21 protein-coding genes are annotated in these 22523 nt (G+C 71.3%); 15 read left to right on the forward strand and 6 right to left on the reverse strand.

What is annotated here, in order from left to right; genetic code table 11:
* Positions 1 to 36 precede the first annotated feature (36 nt).
* Positions 37 to 1572, forward strand: coding sequence for a bifunctional phosphoribosylaminoimidazolecarboxamide formyltransferase/IMP cyclohydrolase (purH, locus tag DEJ49_RS22525; protein WP_150188393.1), 1536 nt, complete (start codon positions 37 to 39; stop codon positions 1570 to 1572).
* 100 nt (positions 1573 to 1672) lie between these two features.
* On the opposite strand, the gene DEJ49_RS22530 is transcribed toward purH, so the two are convergent.
* On the reverse strand, positions 1673 to 2296 hold the full coding sequence (locus DEJ49_RS22530; protein WP_150185810.1) for a hypothetical protein: 624 nt from the start codon (positions 2294 to 2296) through the stop codon (positions 1673 to 1675).
* 290 nt (positions 2297 to 2586) lie between these two features.
* Between DEJ49_RS22530 and DEJ49_RS22535 the strand changes: the two genes are divergently transcribed.
* From DEJ49_RS22535 to DEJ49_RS22550, 4 genes are all read left to right on the forward strand, one after another.
* The gene (locus tag DEJ49_RS22535) at positions 2587 to 3441 is read left to right on the forward strand and encodes a bifunctional methylenetetrahydrofolate dehydrogenase/methenyltetrahydrofolate cyclohydrolase (RefSeq protein ID WP_055569933.1); all 855 of its coding nucleotides are present in this window, start codon (positions 2587 to 2589) and stop codon (positions 3439 to 3441) included.
* A gap of 34 nt (positions 3442 to 3475) precedes the next feature.
* Positions 3476 to 3985: a DUF3017 domain-containing protein gene (locus DEJ49_RS22540; protein ID WP_150185811.1), complete on the forward strand. Its 510-nt coding sequence runs from the start codon at positions 3476 to 3478 to the stop codon at positions 3983 to 3985.
* Positions 3986 to 4263: 278 nt separating this feature from the next.
* A complete protein-coding gene (locus tag DEJ49_RS22545) occupies positions 4264 to 5427 on the forward strand; it encodes a sensor histidine kinase (RefSeq protein WP_150185812.1) in 1164 nt (387 codons plus the stop codon).
* A 13-nt stretch (positions 5428 to 5440) separates the two neighbouring features.
* Positions 5441 to 6142, forward strand: coding sequence for a response regulator (locus tag DEJ49_RS22550; RefSeq protein WP_150185813.1), 702 nt, complete (start codon positions 5441 to 5443; stop codon positions 6140 to 6142).
* A 50-nt stretch (positions 6143 to 6192) separates the two neighbouring features.
* On the opposite strand, the gene DEJ49_RS22555 is transcribed toward DEJ49_RS22550, so the two are convergent.
* On the reverse strand, positions 6193 to 6489 hold the full coding sequence (locus DEJ49_RS22555; protein WP_150185814.1) for a hypothetical protein: 297 nt from the start codon (positions 6487 to 6489) through the stop codon (positions 6193 to 6195).
* A 543-nt stretch (positions 6490 to 7032) separates the two neighbouring features.
* On the opposite strand from DEJ49_RS22555, the gene DEJ49_RS36765 reads away from it, so the two are divergent.
* Entirely contained in the window at positions 7033 to 8580 is a 1548-nt protein-coding gene (locus DEJ49_RS36765) for an XRE family transcriptional regulator (protein ID WP_150185815.1), read from the forward strand.
* Positions 8581 to 9008: 428 nt separating this feature from the next.
* Entirely contained in the window at positions 9009 to 9998 is a 990-nt protein-coding gene (locus DEJ49_RS22565; RefSeq protein WP_150185816.1) for a malate dehydrogenase, read from the forward strand.
* Positions 9999 to 10082: 84 nt separating this feature from the next.
* Here the strand turns inward: DEJ49_RS22565 and DEJ49_RS22570 are convergent, their stop codons facing one another.
* Positions 10083 to 11492: an MFS transporter gene (locus tag DEJ49_RS22570; RefSeq protein WP_411757246.1), complete on the reverse strand. Its 1410-nt coding sequence runs from the start codon at positions 11490 to 11492 to the stop codon at positions 10083 to 10085.
* 117 nt (positions 11493 to 11609) lie between these two features.
* Between DEJ49_RS22570 and DEJ49_RS22575 the strand changes: the two genes are divergently transcribed.
* From DEJ49_RS22575 to DEJ49_RS22610, 8 genes are all read left to right on the forward strand, one after another.
* On the forward strand, positions 11610 to 12527 hold the full coding sequence (locus DEJ49_RS22575) for a LysR family transcriptional regulator (protein WP_150185818.1): 918 nt from the start codon (positions 11610 to 11612) through the stop codon (positions 12525 to 12527).
* Positions 12528 to 12588: 61 nt separating this feature from the next.
* On the forward strand, positions 12589 to 12834 hold the full coding sequence (locus DEJ49_RS22580; RefSeq protein ID WP_150185819.1) for a helix-turn-helix transcriptional regulator: 246 nt from the start codon (positions 12589 to 12591) through the stop codon (positions 12832 to 12834).
* Entirely contained in the window at positions 12834 to 13385 is a 552-nt protein-coding gene (locus DEJ49_RS22585) for a hypothetical protein (protein ID WP_150185820.1), read from the forward strand. The genes DEJ49_RS22580 and DEJ49_RS22585 overlap by 1 nt, the downstream gene beginning before the upstream one ends.
* Before the next feature lie 101 nt (positions 13386 to 13486).
* Positions 13487 to 15016 (forward strand): aldehyde dehydrogenase family protein, encoded by a 1530-nt coding sequence (locus DEJ49_RS22590; RefSeq protein ID WP_190329410.1) that lies wholly within the window; start codon positions 13487 to 13489, stop codon positions 15014 to 15016.
* Positions 15017 to 15141: 125 nt separating this feature from the next.
* Positions 15142 to 16686: a GMC family oxidoreductase gene (locus DEJ49_RS22595; RefSeq protein ID WP_150185821.1), complete on the forward strand. Its 1545-nt coding sequence runs from the start codon at positions 15142 to 15144 to the stop codon at positions 16684 to 16686.
* Positions 16683 to 17789: a glycine betaine/L-proline ABC transporter ATP-binding protein gene (locus DEJ49_RS22600; RefSeq protein WP_150185822.1), complete on the forward strand. Its 1107-nt coding sequence runs from the start codon at positions 16683 to 16685 to the stop codon at positions 17787 to 17789. Before DEJ49_RS22595 ends, DEJ49_RS22600 begins: the two co-directional genes overlap by 4 nt.
* Positions 17789 to 19765: an ABC transporter permease gene (locus DEJ49_RS22605; protein WP_150185823.1), complete on the forward strand. Its 1977-nt coding sequence runs from the start codon at positions 17789 to 17791 to the stop codon at positions 19763 to 19765. Before DEJ49_RS22600 ends, DEJ49_RS22605 begins: the two co-directional genes overlap by 1 nt.
* A gap of 1 nt (position 19766) precedes the next feature.
* Entirely contained in the window at positions 19767 to 20732 is a 966-nt protein-coding gene (locus tag DEJ49_RS22610; RefSeq protein WP_150185824.1) for an ABC transporter substrate-binding protein, read from the forward strand.
* A gap of 56 nt (positions 20733 to 20788) precedes the next feature.
* On the opposite strand, the gene DEJ49_RS22615 is transcribed toward DEJ49_RS22610, so the two are convergent.
* The 3 genes from DEJ49_RS22615 to DEJ49_RS22625 are packed head-to-tail and all read right to left on the reverse strand — an operon-like array spanning position 20789 to position 22478.
* Positions 20789 to 21547: an isocitrate lyase/phosphoenolpyruvate mutase family protein gene (locus DEJ49_RS22615; protein WP_150185825.1), complete on the reverse strand. Its 759-nt coding sequence runs from the start codon at positions 21545 to 21547 to the stop codon at positions 20789 to 20791.
* Positions 21541 to 21987, reverse strand: a complete 447-nt coding sequence (locus DEJ49_RS22620; RefSeq protein ID WP_150185826.1) for a carboxymuconolactone decarboxylase family protein — start codon at positions 21985 to 21987, stop codon at positions 21541 to 21543. Before DEJ49_RS22620 ends, DEJ49_RS22615 begins: the two co-directional genes overlap by 7 nt.
* Positions 21984 to 22478, reverse strand: coding sequence for a carboxymuconolactone decarboxylase family protein (locus DEJ49_RS22625; RefSeq protein WP_150185827.1), 495 nt, complete (start codon positions 22476 to 22478; stop codon positions 21984 to 21986). The genes DEJ49_RS22620 and DEJ49_RS22625 overlap by 4 nt, the downstream gene beginning before the upstream one ends.
* Positions 22479 to 22523: the final 45 nt, after the last annotated feature.

Genomic DNA, 22523 nt, shown 5'->3' on the forward strand with positions numbered 1-22523 from the left:
GCGAACGCGACCGACGCCCACGCCGCGCAGCGCCCCATCAAGCGCGCGCTCGTCAGCGTCTACGACAAGACCGGCCTGGAAGAGCTCGCGCGCGGGCTCCACGAGGCGGGCGTCGAGCTCGTCTCCACCGGTTCGACCGCCGCGAAGATCGCCGCCGCCGGGGTGCCCGTCACCAAGGTCGAGGAGCTCACCGGCTTTCCCGAGTGCCTGGACGGCCGCGTCAAGACCCTGCACCCGAAGGTCCACGCGGGCATCCTCGCCGACCTGCGCCTGGAGGACCACCGCAAGCAGCTGGCGGAGCTCGGCGTCGAGCCCTTCCAGCTCGTCGTCGTGAACCTCTACCCCTTCAAGGAGACCGTCGCCTCCGGGGCCACCCCCGACGAGTGCGTCGAGCAGATCGACATCGGCGGCCCCTCGATGGTCCGCGCCGCCGCCAAGAACCACCCCTCGGTCGCGGTCGTCACCGACCCGAAGCGGTACGCGGACGTGCTCGCCGCGGTCAAGGCCGGCGGCTTCGACCTGACCGCGCGCAAGCGGCTCGCGGGAGAAGCGTTCCAGCACACGGCCGCGTACGACGTGGCCGTCGCGAGCTGGTTCGCGGCGGACTACGCAGCCGCCGACGACTCCGGCCACCCCGGCTTCCTCGGCGCCACGTACGAGCGCAAGAACGTCCTCCGCTACGGCGAGAACCCCCACCAGGGCGCCGCTCTCTACGTCGACGGCACGGGCGGCCTCGCCGAGGCCGAGCAGCTGCACGGCAAGGAGATGTCGTACAACAACTTCACGGACACGGACGCCGCGCGCCGTGCCGCGTACGACCACGACGAGCCCTGCGTCGCGATCATCAAGCACGCCAACCCGTGCGGCATCGCGGTCGGCGCGAACGTCGCCGAGGCGCACCGCAAGGCGCACGCCTGCGACCCGCTCTCCGCGTTCGGCGGCGTCATCGCGGTGAACCGCCCGGTCTCCAAGGAGATGGCGGAGCAGGTCGCCGAGATCTTCACCGAGGTCATCGTCGCGCCGGAGTACGAGGACGGCGCCCTCGAAGTCCTCACCAAGAAAAAGAACATCCGCGTCCTGCGCGCGCACCGGGCGCCGTCGAACGCGGTCGAGGTCAAGCAGATCGACGGCGGCGCGCTGCTCCAGGTCACCGACCGGCTCCAAGCCGAGGGCGACAACCCCGCCAACTGGACGCTCGCCACGGGTGACGCGCTCAATGAGGGCGAGCTCGCCGAGCTGGCGTTCGCCTGGAAGGCGTCCCGCGCGGTCAAGTCCAACGCGATCCTGCTCGCCAAGGACGGTGCGTCCGTCGGCGTCGGCATGGGCCAGGTCAACCGCGTCGACTCCGCGAAGCTCGCGGTCGAGCGGGCGGGCGAGGAGCGGGCCCGCGGCTCCTACGCCGCGTCCGACGCGTTCTTCCCCTTCCCCGACGGCCTGGAGATCCTGACGGCCGCGGGCGTCAAGGCCGTGGTGCAGCCGGGCGGTTCGGTCCGTGACGAGCTGGTGGTCGAGGCGGCGAAGAAGGCGGGCGTCACGATGTACTTCACGGGGACGCGGCACTTCTTCCACTGAGCGCCACTGAGCGGACCTGACGCGGACCTGACGTAGCGGAAACGACGGTGGCCGCGCCCCTCGCAGGGGGCGCGGCCACCGTCGTACGTACCCGACTCGCTCAGTAGCGCGGGCGGTTGAACCAGGCGGTGCCGCTGGGGACCACGGGCGCCAGGGTGATGATGACGCCGAAGACCAGCCAGATCAGCGGGCCGATGATCGCGGAGGCGAGGCCCGTGTCCAGGCCGACGAAGAGGTAGATCAGACCGAAGATGGCACCGAGCGCCCCGTACACCACCGTGGTGATGCGCACGCCCTGGCCGCCGCGGCTGAACTTCACGCCGAGCGTGATGGAGAGGGTCGCGAGACCCGCTGCTATGAGCCCGAGGACGACGAACACGCCGGTCGCCGCGTCCCCGATCCCCGCGTCGTCGAGCCCGAACTCGTCGGCGCTGTCGGAGACGTCGTTCGCGATGGCGGCGAGGTAGAGGAAGCCGATCGCGCCCAGGATCTGCACCGCCGAGATCAGGAACAGGAAGACCCGCGCGGTGACCAGGAGACCCGGCATCGACTGCTGCATCATGTTGCCGCCCGGGTAGCCGGGGTACGCCGGCTGCTGCGGGTAGCCGTAGGGCTGCTGCGGCGGGACGCCGGGCGGGCCCTGCTGGGGGTAGCCGTATCCGGGAGCGGCCGGGGGCTGCTGGGGCGGCTGCCCGTATGGGTTGTTCGGGTCGCCGTAACTCATGGCGGTCTTCCTCCGTCGGGTGGTGCGGGGACGACGCGGCACACCACGGAGGAAGGTTCTACAGATGCGGTCCGTCCCCCCGACACTGCCCGCGGCACTGTGCCGCATATCGTTCTTTAGGCTTGGCTTATTTGTCCAGTCACATTCGGTATGTGTTGTGCAAGTGCAACCTCGCTGATCAGCGGGTGAACTCGGCGGGTGGACCCGCCGGGTGGGCCGCGGTCGCGCCGGGGGAGCACCGGGGGCGCCCTGATTGGTACCGGGCGGGTCTCATCCGGGAAGATGGGGGCATGACCGCCCAGATTCTCGATGGCAAGGCCACCGCAGCCGCGATCAAGTCCGAACTGACCGCCCGCGTGGCGGCCCTGAAGGAGAAGGGCGTCACGCCCGGACTCGGTACCGTCCTGGTCGGCGACGACCCGGGCAGCCAGAAGTACGTCGCGGGCAAGCACCGCGACTGCGCGCAGGTCGGCATCGCCTCCATCCAGCGCGAACTGCCCGCCACCGCCTCCCAGGAGGAGATCGAGGCGGTCGTCCGCGAGCTCAACGAGGACCCGGCCTGCACCGGGTACATCGTCCAGCTCCCGCTCCCCAAGGGCATCGACGAGAACCGCGTCCTGGAGCTCATGGACCCGGACAAGGACGCCGACGGCCTGCACCCGATGAACCTCGGCCGGCTCGTCCTGAACGAGCCCGCGCCGCTGCCCTGCACCCCGTACGGGATCATCCGGCTGCTCCGGCAGCACGACGTGGAGATCAAGGGCGCCGAGGTCGTCGTGGTCGGCCGCGGCGTCACCATCGGCCGGCCCATGCCGCTCCTGCTCACCCGCAAGTCCGAGAACGCCACGGTCACCCAGTGCCACACCGGCACGCGTGACCTCGCCGCCCACCTCAAGCGGGCCGACATCATCGTGGCCGCCGCGGGCGTGCCGCACCTGATCAAGCCCGAGGACGTGAAGCCGGGCGCCGCCGTCCTGGACGTGGGCGTCTCGCGCGACGAGAACGGCAAGATCGTCGGCGATGTCCACCCGGGCGTCGCCGAGGTCGCGGGCTGGATCTCCCCGAACCCGGGCGGCGTCGGCCCGATGACCCGCGCCCAGCTCCTGGTGAACGTCGTCGAGGCCGCGGAACGCGCCGCGCGCTGAAGCCCCGCACTGAAACAGGAGAGGGACGAGGGTGATGAGCGAGACCACGGGCCCGGAAGCCGACGAGGGCAGCACCGCGGCCGCCGGGCGGGGCAGCACCGCTGACGTTCCCCTGGCCAAGGGCGCGGTCAGCGCGCCGGGCCCGGACGGGCAGCCGCGGAAGGTGTCGCGCCGCTTCCCGCTGTTCACGCGGGACACCGCGCGGCCCGAGGGCGGCGGCCGTGCCGCGGCGGGCGACGCGCCCGCACCGGCCCGGCAGTGGCCGCTGCTCAGCGTCGTCTCGCTGGTCGGACTCGGACTGCTGCTCACCGCGTTCGACGTGTTCCGCGTCGGCACGCTGCTGATCGGCATCGCGCTCATCGGCGGCGCCGTGCTGCGCTGGGCGCTGCCGGACGTCGGGATGCTCGCGGTGCGCTCGCGGTTCACGGACATGGTCACGTACGGGGTCCTCGGCGTCGCCATCGCGCTCCTCGCGATGATGGCGCAGCCCGACCCTTGGCTCGTGATCCCGTTCCTGGACGACACGCTGCACTACACGATCTAGCCGCGCCCGGCGCTCCCGCAGATGCGCGATGGTGGCCCGTCCTCCCCCGAGGGGACGGGCCACCGCCGTACGGACCGGGCCTTCCCCCGTGCGGTCCCCCGACGGCCGCGGTCCTGTGGTGCTGGTCCCACAAACTACGGGCGGCCGCCGGTCCGCGTCGTCCCGCCCTGGGTGTAACCGCGGCTGCTTCCACGGGAGTAGACGGCCGGTTTCTACAACTTCCGCGGTACCGCGGCTGGTTGACGTTCCGGCCCCCATATGCGCGTTACGCTGCGGCGATGCGGATCCGCCCCCTCGCTGTCGACGCATTGATCGCGGTCGCCCTGACCACGGTCGCCGTGCTGCTCGGCCAGGAGTCCGTCAAACAGGGCTGGATCGCCCTCGACCCCCTGGGATACGCGCTGGTCGGACTCATCTGCCTGCCCGTCGCGGTCCGCGGCAGAGCCCCGCTCACCGTGCTGCTCGTCGTCCATCTGGCGTGGTTCGTCTACGTCACCGTCGGCTACTGGCCGGTGGTCGGCACCTTCGGCCCGATGCTCACCGTCTACACGGTCGCCTCCCTGCGGCCCCCGCGCACCTCACTCGCCTGCGCCGTGCTGATGGCCGGCCTGTGGATCTACGCCGGTGCGATCAGCGAAGACGCCTCGATGCCGTCCGTCGTCGGCCAGGCCGTCGGCTTCTCCCTCGTCCTGTGGCGCTTCGGATACGTCGCACGCCGCTCGGCCGAACTCGCGCGGCAGCTGAAGCGCGAACAGGACGAACGGGCCCGCCGCGAGGTCGCGGAGGAACGCGGGCGCATCGCGCGCGAACTGCACGACGTGGTCGCCCACCACATGTCGGTGATCTCCGTGCAGGCGGGCCTCGCGACGTTCGTCTTCGGCTCCGACCCCGCGACCGCGCGCGCGGCCCTCGGCACCATCTCCGGGACCAGCGGCGAAGCGCTCGAAGAGCTCCGCCGCATGCTGCGCGTGCTGCGCGCCGAGGACGGCGACCACACCGGCGACGCCCCCGCGGCCCCGATGCCGGGCCTGGCCCGCCTGGACGACATGGTCGAGCGGGTCCGCGCCGGGGGAGTCGACGTCGAACTGCGGGTCACGGGCACCCCGCGGCCGGTGGCGCCCGGCGTCGAACTCTGCGCGTACCGCGTGGTGCAGGAGGCGCTCACCAACGTACTGAAACACGCCCACGGAGCCGCCGCGACCGTCGAACTCGCCTACCGGCGCGGGCACATCGAGGTCTCGGTCATCAACGACGGGCAGGGGGTGATTCAGGACAGAGTGCGGACGGGGAGTGGACACGGCTTGATTGGGATGCGGGAGCGGGCCAAGCTCTACGGCGGGGCGATCAGTATCGGCCCGCTGAGCGAGGGGGGATTCGCCGTGCGACTCACCCTGCCGACCTCGGCGCGGGCCGCGGCGCGGGGGGACGACGCAACGGAATGAGCCGGGTGACCGGATGAGCTCACACATCAGGGTGCTCGTCGTCGACGACCAGTTCCTCATCCGCGCGGGGCTGGTGGGGCTGCTGCGCGCCGCGCCCGGCATCGAGGTCGTGGGAGAGGCGGGCGACGGCGAGGAAGCGGTGGCGCTCGCCGCGCGGACCTGCCCCGACGTCGTCCTCATGGACATCCGGATGCCGGGCATGAACGGCATCACGGCCACCGCGAAGATCCTGGCGCAGGCGGGCGAACCGGCGCCGCGCGTCCTTGTCCTGACGACGTTCGACCTCGACGAGTACGTGTACGGGGCGCTGCGGGCCGGTGCGTCCGGGTTCCTGCTCAAGGACTCCGGGCCCGAGCGGCTGCTCGCGGCCGTGGCGGCGGTCGGGGGCGGCGACGCGCTCTTCGCGCCCAGCGTGACGCGGCGCCTCGTCGAGGCGTTCGCCCGGCAGACGACGGGGCCCGGCGCCGACGACGCGGAGACGCCGCCCGACCTCGGGGTGCTGACCCTGCGCGAGGTGGAGGTCCTGAAGCTGATCGCGCGCGGCCTCACCAACGCGGACATCGCGGAGCAGCTCTACATCAGCGAGGCCACGGTCAAGACCCACCTCAACCGCACGATGAGCAAGCTCGATCTGGACAGCAGGGCGCAGGCGGTGGTGGTGGCGTACGAGACGGGGCTCGTGACGCCCGGGGCGGGCTCGGCGAACGGCCGGTGACCGCCCGCCGGCCGGAGCCCGTGCCGCTCAGCAGGTGACGACCGTGCCGGTCAGCAGGTGACGACCTTGCCGTAGGAGCCGCGGCCCCAGTTCCACTCCCACTGCTCCTTGTTCTGGTACGTCAGACACGGCGAGTCACTGCCCCAGTCGATGACGACCTTCAGGTGCATGGCGTGACCGCAGAGGTTGGTCACCTTCACGTACTTGCGGTGCTTGACGACGTCCCGCTTGACGCAGGCGGGCGCGGTGCCGGAGGTGGCGGAAGCCGTTGCCGGCGCCGCCATGGTTGCGCCGAAGAGGGCGGCCGCGGCGAGTGCGCCGCCGACGAGGCGCTGTCGGTGCTTCATGTCGGGCTCCTTGGGGTCCTGGGACTGTCGTGTACCGACTCTGCCGAGTACATGGGTCCCCAGGGCCGCAAGACATGCGGGTGACGCCCGACATCGCCCTATCGGGGACATCGGCCTTTCGGGGACGGTGCCCGTCCTCACCCCCGAGAGAGGACGGGCACCGCCGTTCGGGCTGATCCAGCGTCATGCACCCGCCAAGTGTGATCAAGGGACGTTGACCCCTGTGGCACGGAGGTGACCATTCCGCAACGGGTGACGAGGGGCGAACCATGCATTCCGGTAGGTTCGGGAGGTCTTGGCCGGTGGCCGGGGTTCCGCATCGTGGCAGGGTGCGACGGTGGGACACTGGGACCCGACCGCGGGGAGCGCGGGGAGTGCGGCAGACCCGCCGGTGGCCCGAATGCTCCCGTGCGCCCCTGATCCGGGAACTGACATCCTGGCTCCGCGCATCCCTCTGGGTAGTCCAGGCCGGGGACGGCGCGGGGTCGACGCGGGGACGGCGCGGGGGCAGACCAGGAACGTACGGGGGGAACAGGGGGAGCAATGCCTCGTTGGAAGGCGCTACCGGACGAGCTCGACCCGGAGGTCAGGGAGTTCGCCGGCCAGCTGCGCAGGCTGGTCGACCGCAGTGGGCTGAGCATCGCGGCCGTGTCCGACAGGACCGGCTACAGCAAGACGTCGTGGGAGCGCTATCTGAACGGGCGGCTGCTCGCGCCCAAGGGGGCGATCGTCGCGCTCGCGGAGGTGACGGGGACGCCGCCCGTGCACCTCATCACCATGTGGGAGCTGGCGGAGCGGGCCTGGAGCCGTTCCGAGATGCGGCACGACATGACGATGCAGGCGATCCGCATATCGCAGGCGCGGGCCGCGCTGGACGAGCTCGGCGCCGACCCGGCGGCGAAGGCGGACGGCAAGGGAGCGTCGGGCAAGGCGCCCAAGCCGGGGAAGCGGGACGCCAGGAGGGACGCGAAGCCGGACGCCGGGACGGACGCGAAGGCGGACCGCAAGACGCCGGGTCGGACGACGCCGGGTCGGACGACGCCGGGTCGGACGACGCCGGGTCAGACGACGCCGGGGCAGACGTCGCCCGGGCAGCAGGCCCCGGGCCGGACGGCCCCGGACGGGCACGCGCCGGGTGCGCAGGCCCCGGACCGGACTGCTCCGGGCGGGCACGCGCCGGGTGCGCGGGCGTCGGGTGCGCAGGCCCCGGACCGGACCGCTCCGGGCGGGCACGCGCCGGGCCGGAAGGTGCCGGAGAACGCGCCCTCCCCGTGGCCTTCGCCGCCGTCGCAGCCTTCGCACTCCCCCTTCCCTGGACAGCCGTCCGCACGGCCGCCGGCCCCCGGTGGCAGGGGTGCGGCGCGCAACGGGTCCGGCGGGGGCTTCGGGCCGGTGACCGGGGTGGCGGGACCGGCCGGGGTGTCGCCCACGGTGGGGCCGCCCTCGGTCGGTTCGCACGGGGCGTCCAGTTCGTACGGCGAGGCGTCGGCGTCCGCCTTCGGTGAGGCGGGGAGCCCCGGAAGCCCGGGTGGGCCCGGAGGTGCCGGTGGTCCCGGCGGTCCCGGTCCCGCGGGGGCGCCGGACAGGCAGCGGCGGCGCCGCAAGCTGACGATGTTCCTCGCTGGGGTGGTCGGGGCGCTCGTGGTCATAGCCGCCGCGGTCTTCATGACCGGGTTCGGCGGTGACGACAAGGGCGACGACGAGGCGAAGCCGACCGCGACGCCGACGAAGAAGGACACGGATCTGCCCGCCGGGGTCGAGTGCAGCGGCAAGGACTGCGCGGGCAAGGACCCCGAGAACATGGGCTGCGGCGGCGAGCTGGCGAAGACGACGTCGCGGGCGACGATCGGGAAGACGCTGGTCGAGGTCCGGTACAGCAAGACGTGCGGCGCCGCGTGGGCGCGGATCACTCAGGCGACGCCGGGTGACGAGCTGACGATCACGGGGTCGGGCGGCGGCGCCGGGGCCAAGCAGAAGAGCACGGTGAACGAGGACTTCGACGCGTACACACCGATGGTGGCGGCCGAGTCGGGGACGGCGGCGAAGGCGTGCGCGACGCTCACGTCCGGCCGGACGGGCTGCACGGCGTAGCCGCACCGGGCCGATTCTCCGGCGAAGCCCCTGGTCAGAGGGGTAAGTCGAGGATCCGGACAGAAAGTTGAGAATTTGGGGGCATGACACGTGACTCCCAGGGCAGGCGAACCGTACCCCCACGGGAGTGGTCACACCCCCACGGCGGCCGCCACGCTCCCCCCCTCGTGGCGGCCGCCCCCCTTTTTTCAGGGGGCGGCCGACCGGGCGGACGACCAGGTGGCCGTAGCTGTGGGCCGGGCCACACCGACCCGGCGCCAAGGGGTGGCCGGGGCGCGATAGCCTGACGGCGGATCTCTCTTGATGCCAAGAGATCGATCATCGAGAGGCGATCGAGGACTCGACGAGGCGTCGGCGGGGATCCAGGAATCAGGGGATCCAGTAGAGGGACACGGGACCCCACCGCCAGCTGTCTTACGGAGATCGCCATGACCCGCACTCCCGTGAATGTCACCGTCACCGGCGCGGCCGGCCAGATCGGCTACGCGCTGCTCTTCCGCATCGCCTCGGGCCACCTGCTCGGCGCGGACGTGCCGGTCAACCTGCGCCTTCTCGAGATCACGCCGGCGCTCAAGGCCGCCGAGGGCACCGCCATGGAGCTCGACGACTGCGCCTTCCCGCTGCTGAACTCGATCGAGATCAGCGACGACCCGAACGTCGCCTTCGACGGCGCCAACGTCGCGCTGCTCGTCGGCGCCCGCCCGCGCACCAAGGGCATGGAGCGCGGCGACCTCCTGGAGGCCAACGGCGGCATCTTCAAGCCGCAGGGCAAGGCCATCAACGACCACGCCGCGGACGACATCAAGGTCCTGGTCGTCGGCAACCCCGCCAACACCAACGCGCTCATCGCGCAGGCCGCCGCCCCGGACGTACCGGCCGAGCGCTTCACCGCGATGACCCGCCTGGACCACAACCGCGCGCTCTCGCAGCTCGCGAAGAAGACCGGCTCCTCGGTCGCCGACATCAAGCGCCTCACCATCTGGGGCAACCACTCGGCCACCCAGTACCCGGACATCTTCCACGCGGAGATCGCCGGCAAGAACGCCGCCGAGGTCGTCAACGACCAGGCCTGGCTCGCCGACGACTTCATCCCGACCGTCGCCAAGCGCGGTGCCGCGATCATCGAGGCCCGTGGCGCCTCGTCGGCCGCCTCCGCCGCCAACGCCGCCATCGACCACGTCCACACGTGGGTCAACGGCACGGCCGCCGGTGACTGGACCTCGATGGGTATCCCGTCGGACGGTTCGTACGGCGTTCCCGAGGGCCTCATCTCCTCCTTCCCCGTCACCACCAAGGACGGCAAGTACGAGATCGTCCAGGGCCTGGAGATCAACGAGTTCTCGCGCACGCGCATCGACGCGTCCGTGCAGGAGCTCACCGAGGAGCGCGAGGCCGTCCGCGGTCTCGGCCTCATCTGAATCTGAGTCGTACGACTTCCGCGCGACCGCCCCGGCAGGGATCTGCCGGGGCGGTCGTCGTTCGGTGCGGGTGGTCGAGGGCGGTCATGGCTTCTTGCCGTAGCCGAGCGTGACCACCGCCGCCGCGGCGATCACCACGACCGCCACGACGCGCAGCGCCGCCTCCATGCCCCCGAGGAAGCCGCCCGAGGCGTGCGAGGCCAGGGTCGTGCCGGTCACGGCCACGCCGAGCGCGGCGCCGACCTCGCGCGCCGAGGTGCTGAGCCCGGAGCCGAGGCCCGCCTGATGGGGCGGGAGCGAGCCGACGACGCTCAGCGTGAGCGTGGGCATGCACAGGCCCGTGCCCGCCGAGATGACCAGGAGCCAGCAGGCGTAGAGCGCGTAGGGCGTCGAGCCGTCCGCGGTGGACGCGCCGAGCAGGCCGAGGCCGATCAGGAGCAGGCCGCCGCCCGCCACCGCGCGCGACGGCCCGGACCAGCGCGCGGCGAGTTTGGGCACGAGCACCATGCCGATGGTGAGCGGGATGATCGCGAGGCCCGCGCGTGCGGCGCCGAATCCCTTCTCGTACTGCAGGTACTGCGAGTTGACGTAGAAGAGCGAGAAGAGGCCGAAGAAGCTCACGGCCGTGCCGAGCGTCGCGGCGCGCAGCCGCGGCGTGGCGAAGACCCGCGGGTCGAAGAGCGGGGCGCGCGAGCGCAGGGCGTGCGCGACGAAGAGACCGACGAGGGCCGCGCCGAGCGCGAAGGCGGCCAGGATGCGCGCGGACGTCCAGCCGTACATCGGGCTCTCGATGATGCCGAAGAGCAGCGCGAGCAGACCGCCGGTGAGCAGGAGCGTGCCGAGGGGGTCCAGGGCGGGGGCCTCGGCCGCCTTGTCCGTACGGGGCACCGCGCGCGCCACGGCGAGGGCCAGCAGCGCGGCGAGCGGCACGACCACCCAGAACAGCGCGCGCCAGGACAGGTACTGGCCGACGAGCCCGCCGCCGATGTTGCCCGTGAGGCCGCCGAGCCCGGCGGCGAGCGTCCAGGAGGCGACGGCGCGCGGACGGTCCGCCTGCGAGGCGACGCGCATCAGGATCGACATGGTCGCGGGCATGATCAGCGCGGCGCCCGCGCCGGAGACGCCGCGTCCGGCGATCAGCATCGCGGGGGAGACGGCGAGCGCGCTGACGGTCGCGCCCGCGGCGAAGAGGCCGAGTCCGGTGAGCAGCGCGCCCTTGCGGCCGAACCGGTCGCCGAGCGCGCCGGCCGGGATGAGGAGCCCCGCGAAGACGATCACGTAGGCGTCGACCGTCCACAGGAGTTCGCTGGACGAGGGGTGCAGTCCTGACGAGGTCAGCTGCGGTACGAGGAGGTTGATGGCGGCGACCATGCCCTGCGCGACGAGGACGCAGGCGCAGAGAGTGAGGAGTGTCGACCGCTTGAGGGGGGACGACGGGGAGGGGTTCGCGGGTGCGGGCGGGGCGGGCGGGGCCGACGGTGTCGGCGGCTTCAGGGCAGGCGAGGGCAAGGCTCCTCCTCGGGAGCGTCGTGGTGTGGGATGCGTGTGGATGCCCTGTCACCGTAGGGTCGCCGCTGACTTGCTTTCCAGTGCAACTTTCACAAGGAGTGGATGCGTGTGACGCAATCCAGTGGTGCGGGGGGCCTCGATCTCAATCTGCTGGTCGCCCTCGACGTCCTGCTCGAAGAGCAGAGCGTGTCCGGCGCGGCCCGGCGGCTGCATCTGTCGGAGCCCGCGATGAGCCGCACCCTCGGCCGCATCCGCAAGGCCCTCGGTGACCCCGTCCTCGTACGGGCCGGGCGGCAGATGGTGCCGACGCCGCACGCGCTGGCCGTGCAGGCCGAGGTGAGCGCGGTGGTCGAGCGGGCCCGCGCGCTCTTCGCCGGGCCCGGCGCCGTCGACCTGCGCACGGTCTCCCGCACCCTCTCGATCCTCGGCTCCGACGCGATCGCCGCCGCGTACGGCCCCGCGCTGTTCGCCCGCGCCGCCGAGGAGGCCCCCGGCGTACGTCTCCGCTTCCTCGGCGAGAGCCACGTCGACGAACCCGTGCTGCGGCAGGGCATCGCCGATCTGGAGCTCGGCGTGATCGACACGACGGCTCCCGAGGTGCTCGTGGAGAAGATCCGTGAGGACCGGATGATCGGCATGGCGCGGCCCGGACACCCCTTGCTCAAGGGCGAGTTGACGGCCCGTCGGTTCGCGGCGGCCGACCATGTGACCGTCTCGCGCAGAGGGCGCCTGTCGGGGCCGCTGGACGCCGCGCTCGCCGAACTCGGCCTGGACAGGCGGGTGGTGGGCAGCATGGCGACGTTCTCGTCGTCCGTCTTCGTGCTGCTGCGCACGGACCTGGTGGGCCTGGCCGCGTCGTGGACCCGCCCGCTCTCCGAGGCCCTGGGGCTGGTCACCTTCGAGGTGCCGGTGGATCTGCCGCCCCTTCCGCTGGGCATGGCCTGGCACCCCCGCCACGACGCGGACCCGGCGCACGCGTGGCTGCGGGCGTGCGCACGCGACCTCCTCGCGGCTACGTAGCCTGCAGCGCCGCCGCCTCCTGCTCTTGCTGTCGTACTCGTGAATGTAGTACTTCTTATACATGAGCGAGCAAGTGCACAACAGGTTGGCGATGGTGCGCGCCGAACGGAAGGTGTCGCGTCAGAGCCTGGCCGAGGCAGTGGGCGTCCACTACCAGACCATCGGCTACATCGAGCGCGGGCAGTACAACCCGAGCCTCGACCTCGCGCTGAAGATCGCGAAGCACTTCGCGCTGCCGGTCGAGGCCCTGTTCTCCCTCGAACCCTTTCGCCCGCTCACGGACGAGGTCTACGGGAGGGACCACTGATGAAGACCGACGAGCAGCCCACCATCACCGGCTACGACCGGCGCATGTACGCGATCATGAACCGCCGCGAGGGCGCCGCGCTGCACGCCACCGCGGCCCGCCGCAGGGCCGTCGTCGGCACGCACATCGTGCTGACCGCGGCCGGCATCGCGTGCTGGCTCTACTCCGTGCTCGGCGACGACCGCTGGGCGACCTTCGGACTCATCGGCGTCCTGCTGCCGTGGTGCGTGGCGACCGGCGTGATCAACGGCGCGACCCGCGGCCTCCTCGAACTGCGTGTCCACGCCCTCGACGAGCGGCAGCGCGCCGAGAAGGACCGCGTGGCGGCCCGTGCGCAGCACGTGATGATGTGGCTGCTGCTCGCCGCGGCCGTCGGTACGGGTCTGGCCGGGTTCGCCGGGGTGGAGATCGAGGGGCTGATCTTCCCCGTGCTGTTCAGTGTGTTTGTCGTGCACTGGCTGATGCCGCTGTGGCTGGCGGGACTCATGGCGGCGGACGACCTGCCGGAGGACGACCTGTCCGAGGACGACACCTCGGACGAGGGGGTCTGAGACACGCGCAGTGACACGGCGCACTTTCGGCCATCGAACGTGCATGCTTTCTTCCGCTCAGGGCAGGTGCACCCGGCTACCGCGAGTGACAGGCGGGGCATATGACAGGAACGGAAGGCAAACGGGACGTGTCCGCACAACTGACCATCCATGTGGACGGAGAGTGGCGAGCCGCCACCTCCGGTGCCACCCGCGAGATCCTCGACCCGGCGGATGCCCAGCCGTTCGCCGTGATCGCCGAGGGCGGATCGGAGGACGCGGACGCCGCCATCGCAGCCGCCCGCAAGGCCTTCGACGAGGGCCCCTGGCCGACCACGCCCGTGGCCGAGCGTGCCGCGCTGCTTCGCCGCGTCGCCGACCTGCTCGTGCGCGACCGCGAGAAGATCGGCCTCCTGGAGAGCCGTGACGCGGGCAAGACCCTCGAAGAGGGCCGCGTCGACGTGGACTGCGTCGCCGACGCCTTCCGTTACTTCGCCGACCTGGTGATCGGCGAGGGCGCGGGCCGCGTCGTGGACGCCGGCTCCGACGACATCCACAGCGTCGTCGTGCACGAGCCCATCGGCGTCTGCACGATGATCACGCCCTGGAACTATCCGCTGCTCCAGGCCAGCTGGAAGATCGCGCCCGCGCTCGCCGCCGGCAACACCTTCGTCATCAAGCCCAGCGAGATCACCCCGCTGACGACGGTCGCGCTCATCGAGCTGCTCGTCGAGGCGGGGCTGCCCGCCGGTGTCGCCAACATCGTGACCGGCCCCGGCCACACCGTCGGTGCCCGGCTCGCCGACCACCCCGACGTCGACCTGGTCTCCTTCACCGGCGGCCTCGTCTCCGGCACCAAGGTCGCCCAGGCCGCCGCGCTCGGCGTGAAGAAGGTGGCCCTGGAGCTCGGCGGCAAGAACCCCAACGTGGTGTTCGCCGACGCCTGCGCCACGGAGGAGGGCTTCGACACCGCCGTCGACCAGGCCCTGAACGCCGCCTTCATCCACAGCGGGCAGGTCTGCTCCGCCGGTGGCCGCCTCATCATCGAGGAGTCCGTCCGCGAGCGCTTCGTCGCCGAACTCGCCCGCCGCGCGCGGAAGATCAAGCTGGGTCGCGGCACCGAGGACGGCGTCGAGTGCGGCCCGCTCGTCTCGCGGCAGCAGCGCGAGAAGACCGAGATGTACGTCGCCTCCGCCCTGGAGGAGGGCGCGGTGCTCCGCTCCGGCGGCAAGCGCCCCGAGCCGAGCGACGTGCGGCCCGCCGAGGGCTACTTCTACGAGCCGACCGTGCTCGACCAGTGCCACCGCGAGATGAAGGTCGTACGGGAAGAGGTCTTCGGACCCGTCCTCAGCGTCGAGACCTTCCGCACCGAGGACGAGGCCGTCGCGCTCGCCAACGACACCGAGTACGGCCTCGCGGGCGCCGTGTGGACCAGTGACCAGGGCCGCGCGAGCCGCATGGCCCGCCGGATGCGCCACGGCACGATCTGGATCAACGACTTCCACCCCTACCTGCCGCAGGCGGAGTGGGGCGGCTTCGGCAAGAGCGGCGTCGGGCGCGAGCTCGGTCCCGCGGGCCTCGCCGAGTACCGCGAGTCCAAGCACATCTACCAGAACCTGGCACCGGCGCCCGTGCGCTGGTTCGCCGGCTGACACACCGGCCGTACAGACAGACGCGCGGGGCGGGAGTCCGCCCCGCGCGCACCACGTTCAAGCACCCCCCGCTCATTACGCGCAAGCACCTTGGCACGACCTCGCAGGAAGAGGAGCACGTACGCATGTCTGACCAGACCGAGTTCGACTACGTCATCGTCGGTGGCGGCACCGCGGGATCGGTGATCGCCTCCCGCCTCACCGAGAACCCGGACGTCACCGTCGCCGTCATCGAGGGCGGCCCCAGCGACATCGACCGGGAGGACGTCCTCACGCTGCGCAAGTGGCTCGGCCTGCTCGGCGGCGAGCTGGACTACGAGTACACGACCACCGAGCAGCCGCGCGGCAACTCCCACATCCTGCACAGCCGCGCCAAGGTCCTCGGCGGCTGCTCGTCGCACAACACCCTGATCTCCTTCAAGCCGCTGCCGTCCGACTGGGACGAGTGGGAGGCGGCGGGCGCCACCGGCTGGAACGCCAAGGCCATGGACCCGTACTTCGGGAAGCTGCGCAACAACATCGTCCGGGTCGCCAAGAAGGACCAGAACCAGATCGCCTCCGACTGGGTCGAGGCGACGAAGACCGCGCTGGGCGTCCCCGAGGTCATCGGCTTCAACGACAAGCCCTTCGACGAGGGCGTCGGCTTCTTCGACCTCTCGTACCACCCGGAGAACAACAAGCGCTCCTCCGCGTCCGTCGCCTACCTCCACCCCCACATGGAGGCCGGTGACCGCCCGAACCTCCACCTGTTCCTGGAGACCTGGGCCACCAAGCTGGAGCTCGACGGCAAGACCGCGCGCGGTGTCCACATCCGCACCAAGGAGGGTGTGGAGAAGCTGTTCACCGCCCGCCGCGAGGTGCTGGTCTGCGCCGGCGCCGTCGACACGCCGCGGCTGCTCATGCTCTCCGGCATCGGCCCGAAGAAGGACCTCGAAGCCCTCGGCATCCCGGTCGTGCACGACCTGCCGGGCGTCGGCGAGAACCTCATCGACCACCCCGAGTCGGTCATCGTCTGGGAGACCAACGGGCCGATCCCCGGCAACTCCGCGATGGACTCGGACGCCGGTCTGTTCGTGAAGCGGGACCCGGACCACAAGGGCCCGGACCTGATGTTCCACTTCTACCAGATCCCGTTCACGGACAATCCGGAGCGTCTCGGCTACGAACGCCCCGAGCACGGCGTCTCGATGACCCCGAACATCCCCAAGTCCCGCTCCCGCGGCCGCCTCTACCTCACGTCGGCCGACCCGGAGGTCAAGCCCGCCCTCGACTTCAAGTACTTCGAGTACGACGAGAACGGGGTCGACTACGACGGACAGACCCTCGTCGACGGCATCAAGCTGGCCCGCAAGGTCGCCGAGGCCGAGCCGTTCAAGAAGTGGCTCAAGCGCGAGGTCTTCCCCGGCCCCGACGTCACCGACGACGCCGAGATCAGCGAGCTCGTCCGCAAGGCTGCGCACACCGTCTACCACCCCGCAGGCACCTGCCGAATGGGCGCTTCCACTGATGAACTCGCCGTGGTCGACCCGGAGCTGAAGATCCGCGGTCTGGCCGGAATCCGTATCGCGGACGCATCCGTCTTCCCGACGATGCCCGCCGTGAACCCGATGATCGGAGTACTCATGGTCGGGGAGAAATGTGCCGAGATCCTTGGGGGTGACGGCCGATGAGCGAGGCCACCGTGACGACCGCGGACCAGCACGAGACGCCCGGGAACGGGCCCGTCTTCGCCGTCAAGAACCTCTGGAAGGTCTTCGGCCCCAAGGCCGAACGAATACCGGACGACACCTCGCTGCACGGCCTGAGCCCCGCCGAACTGCGGGAACGGACCGGCTGCACCGCCGCCGTCCGTGACGTGTCCTTCGAGGTCAACAAGGGCGAGGTCTTCGTCGTCATGGGCCTGTCGGGCTCGGGCAAGTCCACCCTCGTACGCTGCCTGACCCGGCTCATCGAGCCGACCTCCGGCACCCTCGCCATCGACGGCGAGGACGTCCTGGCCATGGACAAGGCCCGCCTGCGCGAACTGCGCCGCCACCGCGCCGCCATGGTCTTCCAGCACTTCGGGCTCCTGCCGCACCGCTCGGTCCTCGACAACGTCGCGTACGGCCTGGAGATCCAGGGCGTCGGCAAGGCCGAACGCCGTGCCAAGGCCCTCGAAGTCGTCAAGAAGGTCGGCCTGGAAGGGCTCGAACAGCGCAAGCCCGGCCAGCTCTCCGGCGGCCAGCAGCAGCGCGTCGGCCTCGCCCGCGCCCTCGCCGTCGATCCCGAAGTCCTCCTGTTCGACGAGCCGTTCAGCGCCCTCGACCCGCTGATCCGCCGCGACATGCAGGAAGAGGTCGTCCGCCTGCACCGCGACGAGGGCCGCACCATGGTCTTCATCACCCACGACCTCAGCGAGGCCCTCAAGCTCGGCGACCGCATCGCCCTGATGCGCGACGGCCGCGTCGTCCAGGTCGGCACCCCCGAGGAGATCGTCGGCTCCCCGGCCGACGACTACGTCCGCGACTTCGTCCGCGACGTCGTGCGTGCCGACGTCATGAGCGTCCGCAGCGCCATGCGCCCGGCCGAGGGCGACGAGGAGAGCGGCGGTGCGGCGCTCGCCCCCGACGCCAAGGTGACCGAGGCCATCGAGGCCGTCGCCCGCACCGGCTCCCCGGTGCGCGTCATGGACGGCAAGCGCTGCCTCGGCGTCGTCGACCACGCGGGGCTGCTCGCCGTGGTCGCGGGCACGGCCCCCGGATCGGCCTCCGACAAGGGCGAGGTGGTCGCCTGATGGCCACCGCCACCGCCTCCAGCCCCGTACGAGATACGGGAATCGGCGCGCTCCTGCGTCACCGTGCCGTCGGCAAGCTCCTGCTGCTCGCCCTCGCCGCGGCGATCCTCGTGCCGATCGCCAACGCCAAGTGGGCCTCCGGCGCCTGGCCGGACGCCCTCACCGTCGACCTGACCGAGCCGCTGGCCAAGACCACCGACTGGATCATCGACAACCGCGACAGCCACCCGCTGTTCATCTACTTCCTGGGCCACGTCAGCAACGCCATCGTGCTCTCCGTGCGCGGCGTCTACCTCGTGCTGCTCGCCGCGGGCTGGGCCGGCGTGACCATCGGCGCCGGGCTGGTCGCCTGGCGCGTCGCGGGCGTCAAGCTCGCCGTCCTCGCCTCGTCGGCGTTCGCCGTGTGCGGCCTGCTCGGCATGTGGGTGCCGACCATGCAGACCCTCGCGCTGATGATCGTGGCCGTCCTCGCCTCGGTCGTCATCGGCCTGCTCCTCGGCCTCGCGGGCGGCCTCAACGACCGGATGTTCCGCATCCTGCGGCCGGTCCTCGACACCATGCAGGTGCTGCCCGCCTACGCCTACCTGCTGCCGTTCGCCCTCGTCTTCGGCATGGGCGTCCCGGCCGCCATCATCGCGACCGTCGTCTACGCGGCCCCGCCCATGGCCCGCCTCACCGCGCTCGGCCTGCGCGGCGCCGACGGCGGCGTCATGGAGGCCGTGACCTCGCTCGGCGCGACCGGCAGGCAGCGCCTCTTCTCCGCGCGCCTGCCCCTCGCCCGCAAGGAACTCCTGCTCGGCCTCAACCAGACGATCATGATGGCGCTCTCCATGGCCGTCATCGCCTCGGTGATCGGCGCGGGCGGCCTCGGCGACCGCGTCTACCAGGCCCTCTCCACCGTCGACGTCGGCCAGGCGCTCGCCGCCGGCATCCCGATCGTGCTGCTCGCCGTGGTCCTCGACCGCGTGACCGGCGCGGCAGGGGAGCGCACGGGCGCCCACGCCGAGAGCACCTCGCCGCTGCGCGGCTGGCGCGGCTGGTCGGTCGCCGCCGTCGCGACGGTCGTCGCCGCGCTCGCCGCCCGCTTCGCGGACCGCGTGGACTGGCCGACCGGCTGGGTCGTCAACATCGCCCCCTCGGTCAACACCGGCAAGGAGTGGATGGTCGACCACATCTACACCGGCGTGCCCGTCGTCGGCGGCACCGCGGACTGGGCGGCCAACTTCACCACCTGGTTCCTCAACCCGCTCAGGGACGGCCTGCAGGGCCTGCCCTGGTGGTCGGTGCTGCTCGTCGTCGCCGCGCTCGCCTGGCTGATCGGCACCTGGCAGACCGCGCTCACCGCCGTCGCCGCGATGGCCGCGATCGGCGTGCTCGGCGTGTGGGACAAGTCCCTCGACACGCTCGCCCAGGTCCTCGCCGGTGTCGCCGTCACGCTGGTTCTCGGCTTCGCCATCGGTATCGCGGCCTCCCGCAGCAAGCGGTTCGAGAGCCTGCTGCGCCCGGTGCTCGACGTGTTCCAGACGATGCCGCAGTTCGTGTACCTCATCCCGGTCGTCGCCCTCTTCGGCATCGGCCGCGCCCCCGCGGTCGCCGCCGCCGTCGTCTACGCGCTGCCCGCCGTCGTCCGCATCACCACGCAGGGCCTGAGCCAGGTCGACGCCGCCGCGATGGAGTCCACGCGCTCCCTCGGCGCCACGAGCTGGCAGCAGCTGCGCAAGGTCCAGCTGCCGCTGGCCCGTCCCGCGCTCATGCTCGCCCTCAACCAGGGCGTCGTCCTGGTCCTCGCCGTCGTCGTCATCGGCGGCCTGGTCGGCGGTGGCGCGCTCGGCTACGACGTCGTCTTCGGCATCGCGCAGGGCGACCTCGCGACCGGCCTGGTGGCCGGCGCCGCCATCGTCTGCCTCGGCCTCATGCTCGACCGGGTCACGCAGCCGACGACACGTCGCGGACACAGCGTCAAGAAGGGAGCGTGACATGCGAGTTCGTACGCGTGTCATGAGTGCCGTCACGGCCGGCGGCGCGCTCCTCGCGCTCTCCGGCTGCGGCGCCGCCGACATGAGCAAGCAGGCGTCGCCGTACGCGAACGCCGAGGGCGCCAAGACGGTGACCCTCTCGGTCCAGTCGTGGGTCGGCGCGCAGGCGGACGTCGCCGTCGCCGAGTACCTGCTCAAGAACGAGCTGGACTACCGCGTCGACAAGGTCCAGATCGACGAGGTCCCGGCCTGGGACGCGCTGAGCCAGGGCCGCGTCGACGCGATCATGGAGGACTGGGGCCACCCGGACCAGGAACAGCGGTACGTCAAGGACAAGAAGACGATCGTGCCCGGCGGCGACGTCGGCGTGACCGGGCACATCGGCTGGTACGTCCCCACGTACTTCGCGAAGAAGCACCCGGACGTCACGGACTGGAAGAACCTCAACAAGTACGCGGACCAGTTCAAGACGTCCGAGAGCGGCAGCAAGGGCCAGCTCATGGACGGCTCCCCGTCGTACGTGACGAACGACAAGGCGCTCGTGCAGAACCTCGACCTGGACTACCAGGTCGTCTTCGCGGGCTCCGAGGCGGCGCAGATCACCCAGATCGAGCAGTTCGCCAAGCAGAAGAAGCCGTTCCTCACCTACTGGTACAAGCCGCAGTGGCTCTTCGAGAAGGTGCCGATGACGGAGGTGAAGCTGCCCGCGTACAAGGAGGGCTGCGACGCCGACCCGGCGAAGATCAAGTGTGCCTATCCGCACACCCCGTTGCAGAAGTACTTCAACGCGGACTTCGCGAAGAACGGCGGCAAGGCCGCGGAGTTCCTGAAGAACTTCACGTGGTCGGAGGAGGACCAGAACGAGGTCTCCCTGATGATCGCCGACAAGAAGATGTCGCCGGACGACGCCGCGAAGGCATGGATCGACAAGAACGAGTCGAAGTGGAAGGCGTGGCTGCCGAAGTAGCGGCCTGCTGACTGTGTGAAGGTGCCGGGCTCCCGCTGGCCGGGGGCCCGGCACCGTCATGCGTGGCGCAGTCCGTCGGTGATGTCGCGCAGCGCGGCCATGGTGCGGCGCAGCAGACCGGGGCCGAACGTGACGCGGTTCGCGCCGAGTTCGCCCAGCTGGCGGAGGGAGGGGCCGTCCGGCATGGCGAGGACGTTGAGCGGTCCCTCGATGCCCGCCCGCAGGACGGGGATCGCCTCGGGCGGCGCGAGGATCGGGTAGACGCAGTCCGCGCCCGCCGCCACGTACAGGCGGGCCCGCTCGACGGCCCGCTCCGGATCGGTGACCCCGCGGACGAACGTGTCGACGCGCGCGTTGATCACCAGCCGGTCGCCCGCCGCATCCCGGACCTCGGCCAGCCAGTCGGCCTGCTCGCGCGGGTCCCGCAGGATGCCCGCGGTGCCGTCGCCGTCGCCGTCTTCGGCGTAGGAGTCCTCCAGGTTGCAGCCGACGGCGCCCGTTTCGAGGATGCGCTCGACCAGCTCCTTGGCAGGCAGGCCGTAACCGCCCTCGGCGTCCATCGTCACCGGTACGCCGACGGCCCGGGTGATGCGGCCCACCGCCTCGAACATCAGCTTCGGCGGCACCTGCCCGTCCTCGTACCCGAGGGAGAGCGCGATGCCCGCGCTGGGCGTGGCGAGTGCCTCGTGTCCGGCCTCCTCGAAGACCCGGGCGCTCGCGGCGTCCCAGGGTCCGGGCAGGACGAGCGGGTCGCCGGGTGCCCGGCCGTGGTGCAGGGCGCGCAGCGTGGCGGCAGCGTCCGCGGGGTTCACCATGCCGGGCCTCCCGGGGCGATGCGGCGGCTGACCATCAGCCGGTTCCAGCTGTTGATGACGGTGATCACGCCGAGGAGATGGGCGAGTTCGCCTTCGCCGAAGAGCTCGGCGGCCTTCGCGTACGCGGCGTCGGGCACGTATCCCTCGGTGAGGACGGTGACGGCCTCGGTGAGGGCGAGGGCCGCGCGTTCGCGCTCGCTGAAGAGGTCGCCCGCCTCCTCCCAGGCGTTGAGGAGCGCGATGCGCTTCGGGGTCTCGCCGTGCTCCAGGGCGACGTCCACGTGCATGTCGAGGCAGAAGGCGCAGGCGTTGATCTGCGAGGCCCGCACCATCACGAGCTCGGCGAGCACCGGGTCGCCGAGGCCCTTCTTCGCGGCGGCGCTCAGCGCGCTCATGGCGCCGGCGACGCCGCGGTCCAAGTGCGTGGTGCGAGGGGTCACTTGTCGCCCTCGGCCTTGTAGTGGCCCGGCACCATCCGCGTGCTGACACCGAAGCGGTTCCACGCGTTGATGACGGTGATCGCGGCGATCAGCTGGGTCAGCTCCGCCTCGTCGAAGTGCGCGGCGGCCTTCGCGTACACCTCGTCGGGCACGAAGCCGTCGGTCAGTACGGTGATGGCCTCGGTCAGCTCGATCGCGGCGATCTCCTTCGCCGTGTAGAAGTGCTGCGACTCCTCCCAGGCGCTGAGCTGGATGATCCGCTCGACGCTCTCGCCCGCCGCGAGGGCGTCCTTGGAGTGCATGTCGAGGCAGAACGCGCAGTGGTTGATCTGTGATGCGCGGATCTTGACCAGTTCGAAGATGACCGGGTCGAGGCCCTTACGGGCGGCCGCGTCGAGTCTGATCATCGCCTTGTAGACCTCGGGGGCGTGCTGGGACCAGGCGAGGCGGGGGGTGTGCTCGTGGACGTGAGGTTCGGAGGAAGTGCTCATGGTGTCGACGGTACGGCGGGAGTAGCCCACGGGTATGGTCCATTT

Source organism: Streptomyces venezuelae, from assembly GCF_008642335.1.
Lineage (GTDB): Bacteria > Actinomycetota > Actinomycetes > Streptomycetales > Streptomycetaceae > Streptomyces > Streptomyces venezuelae_F.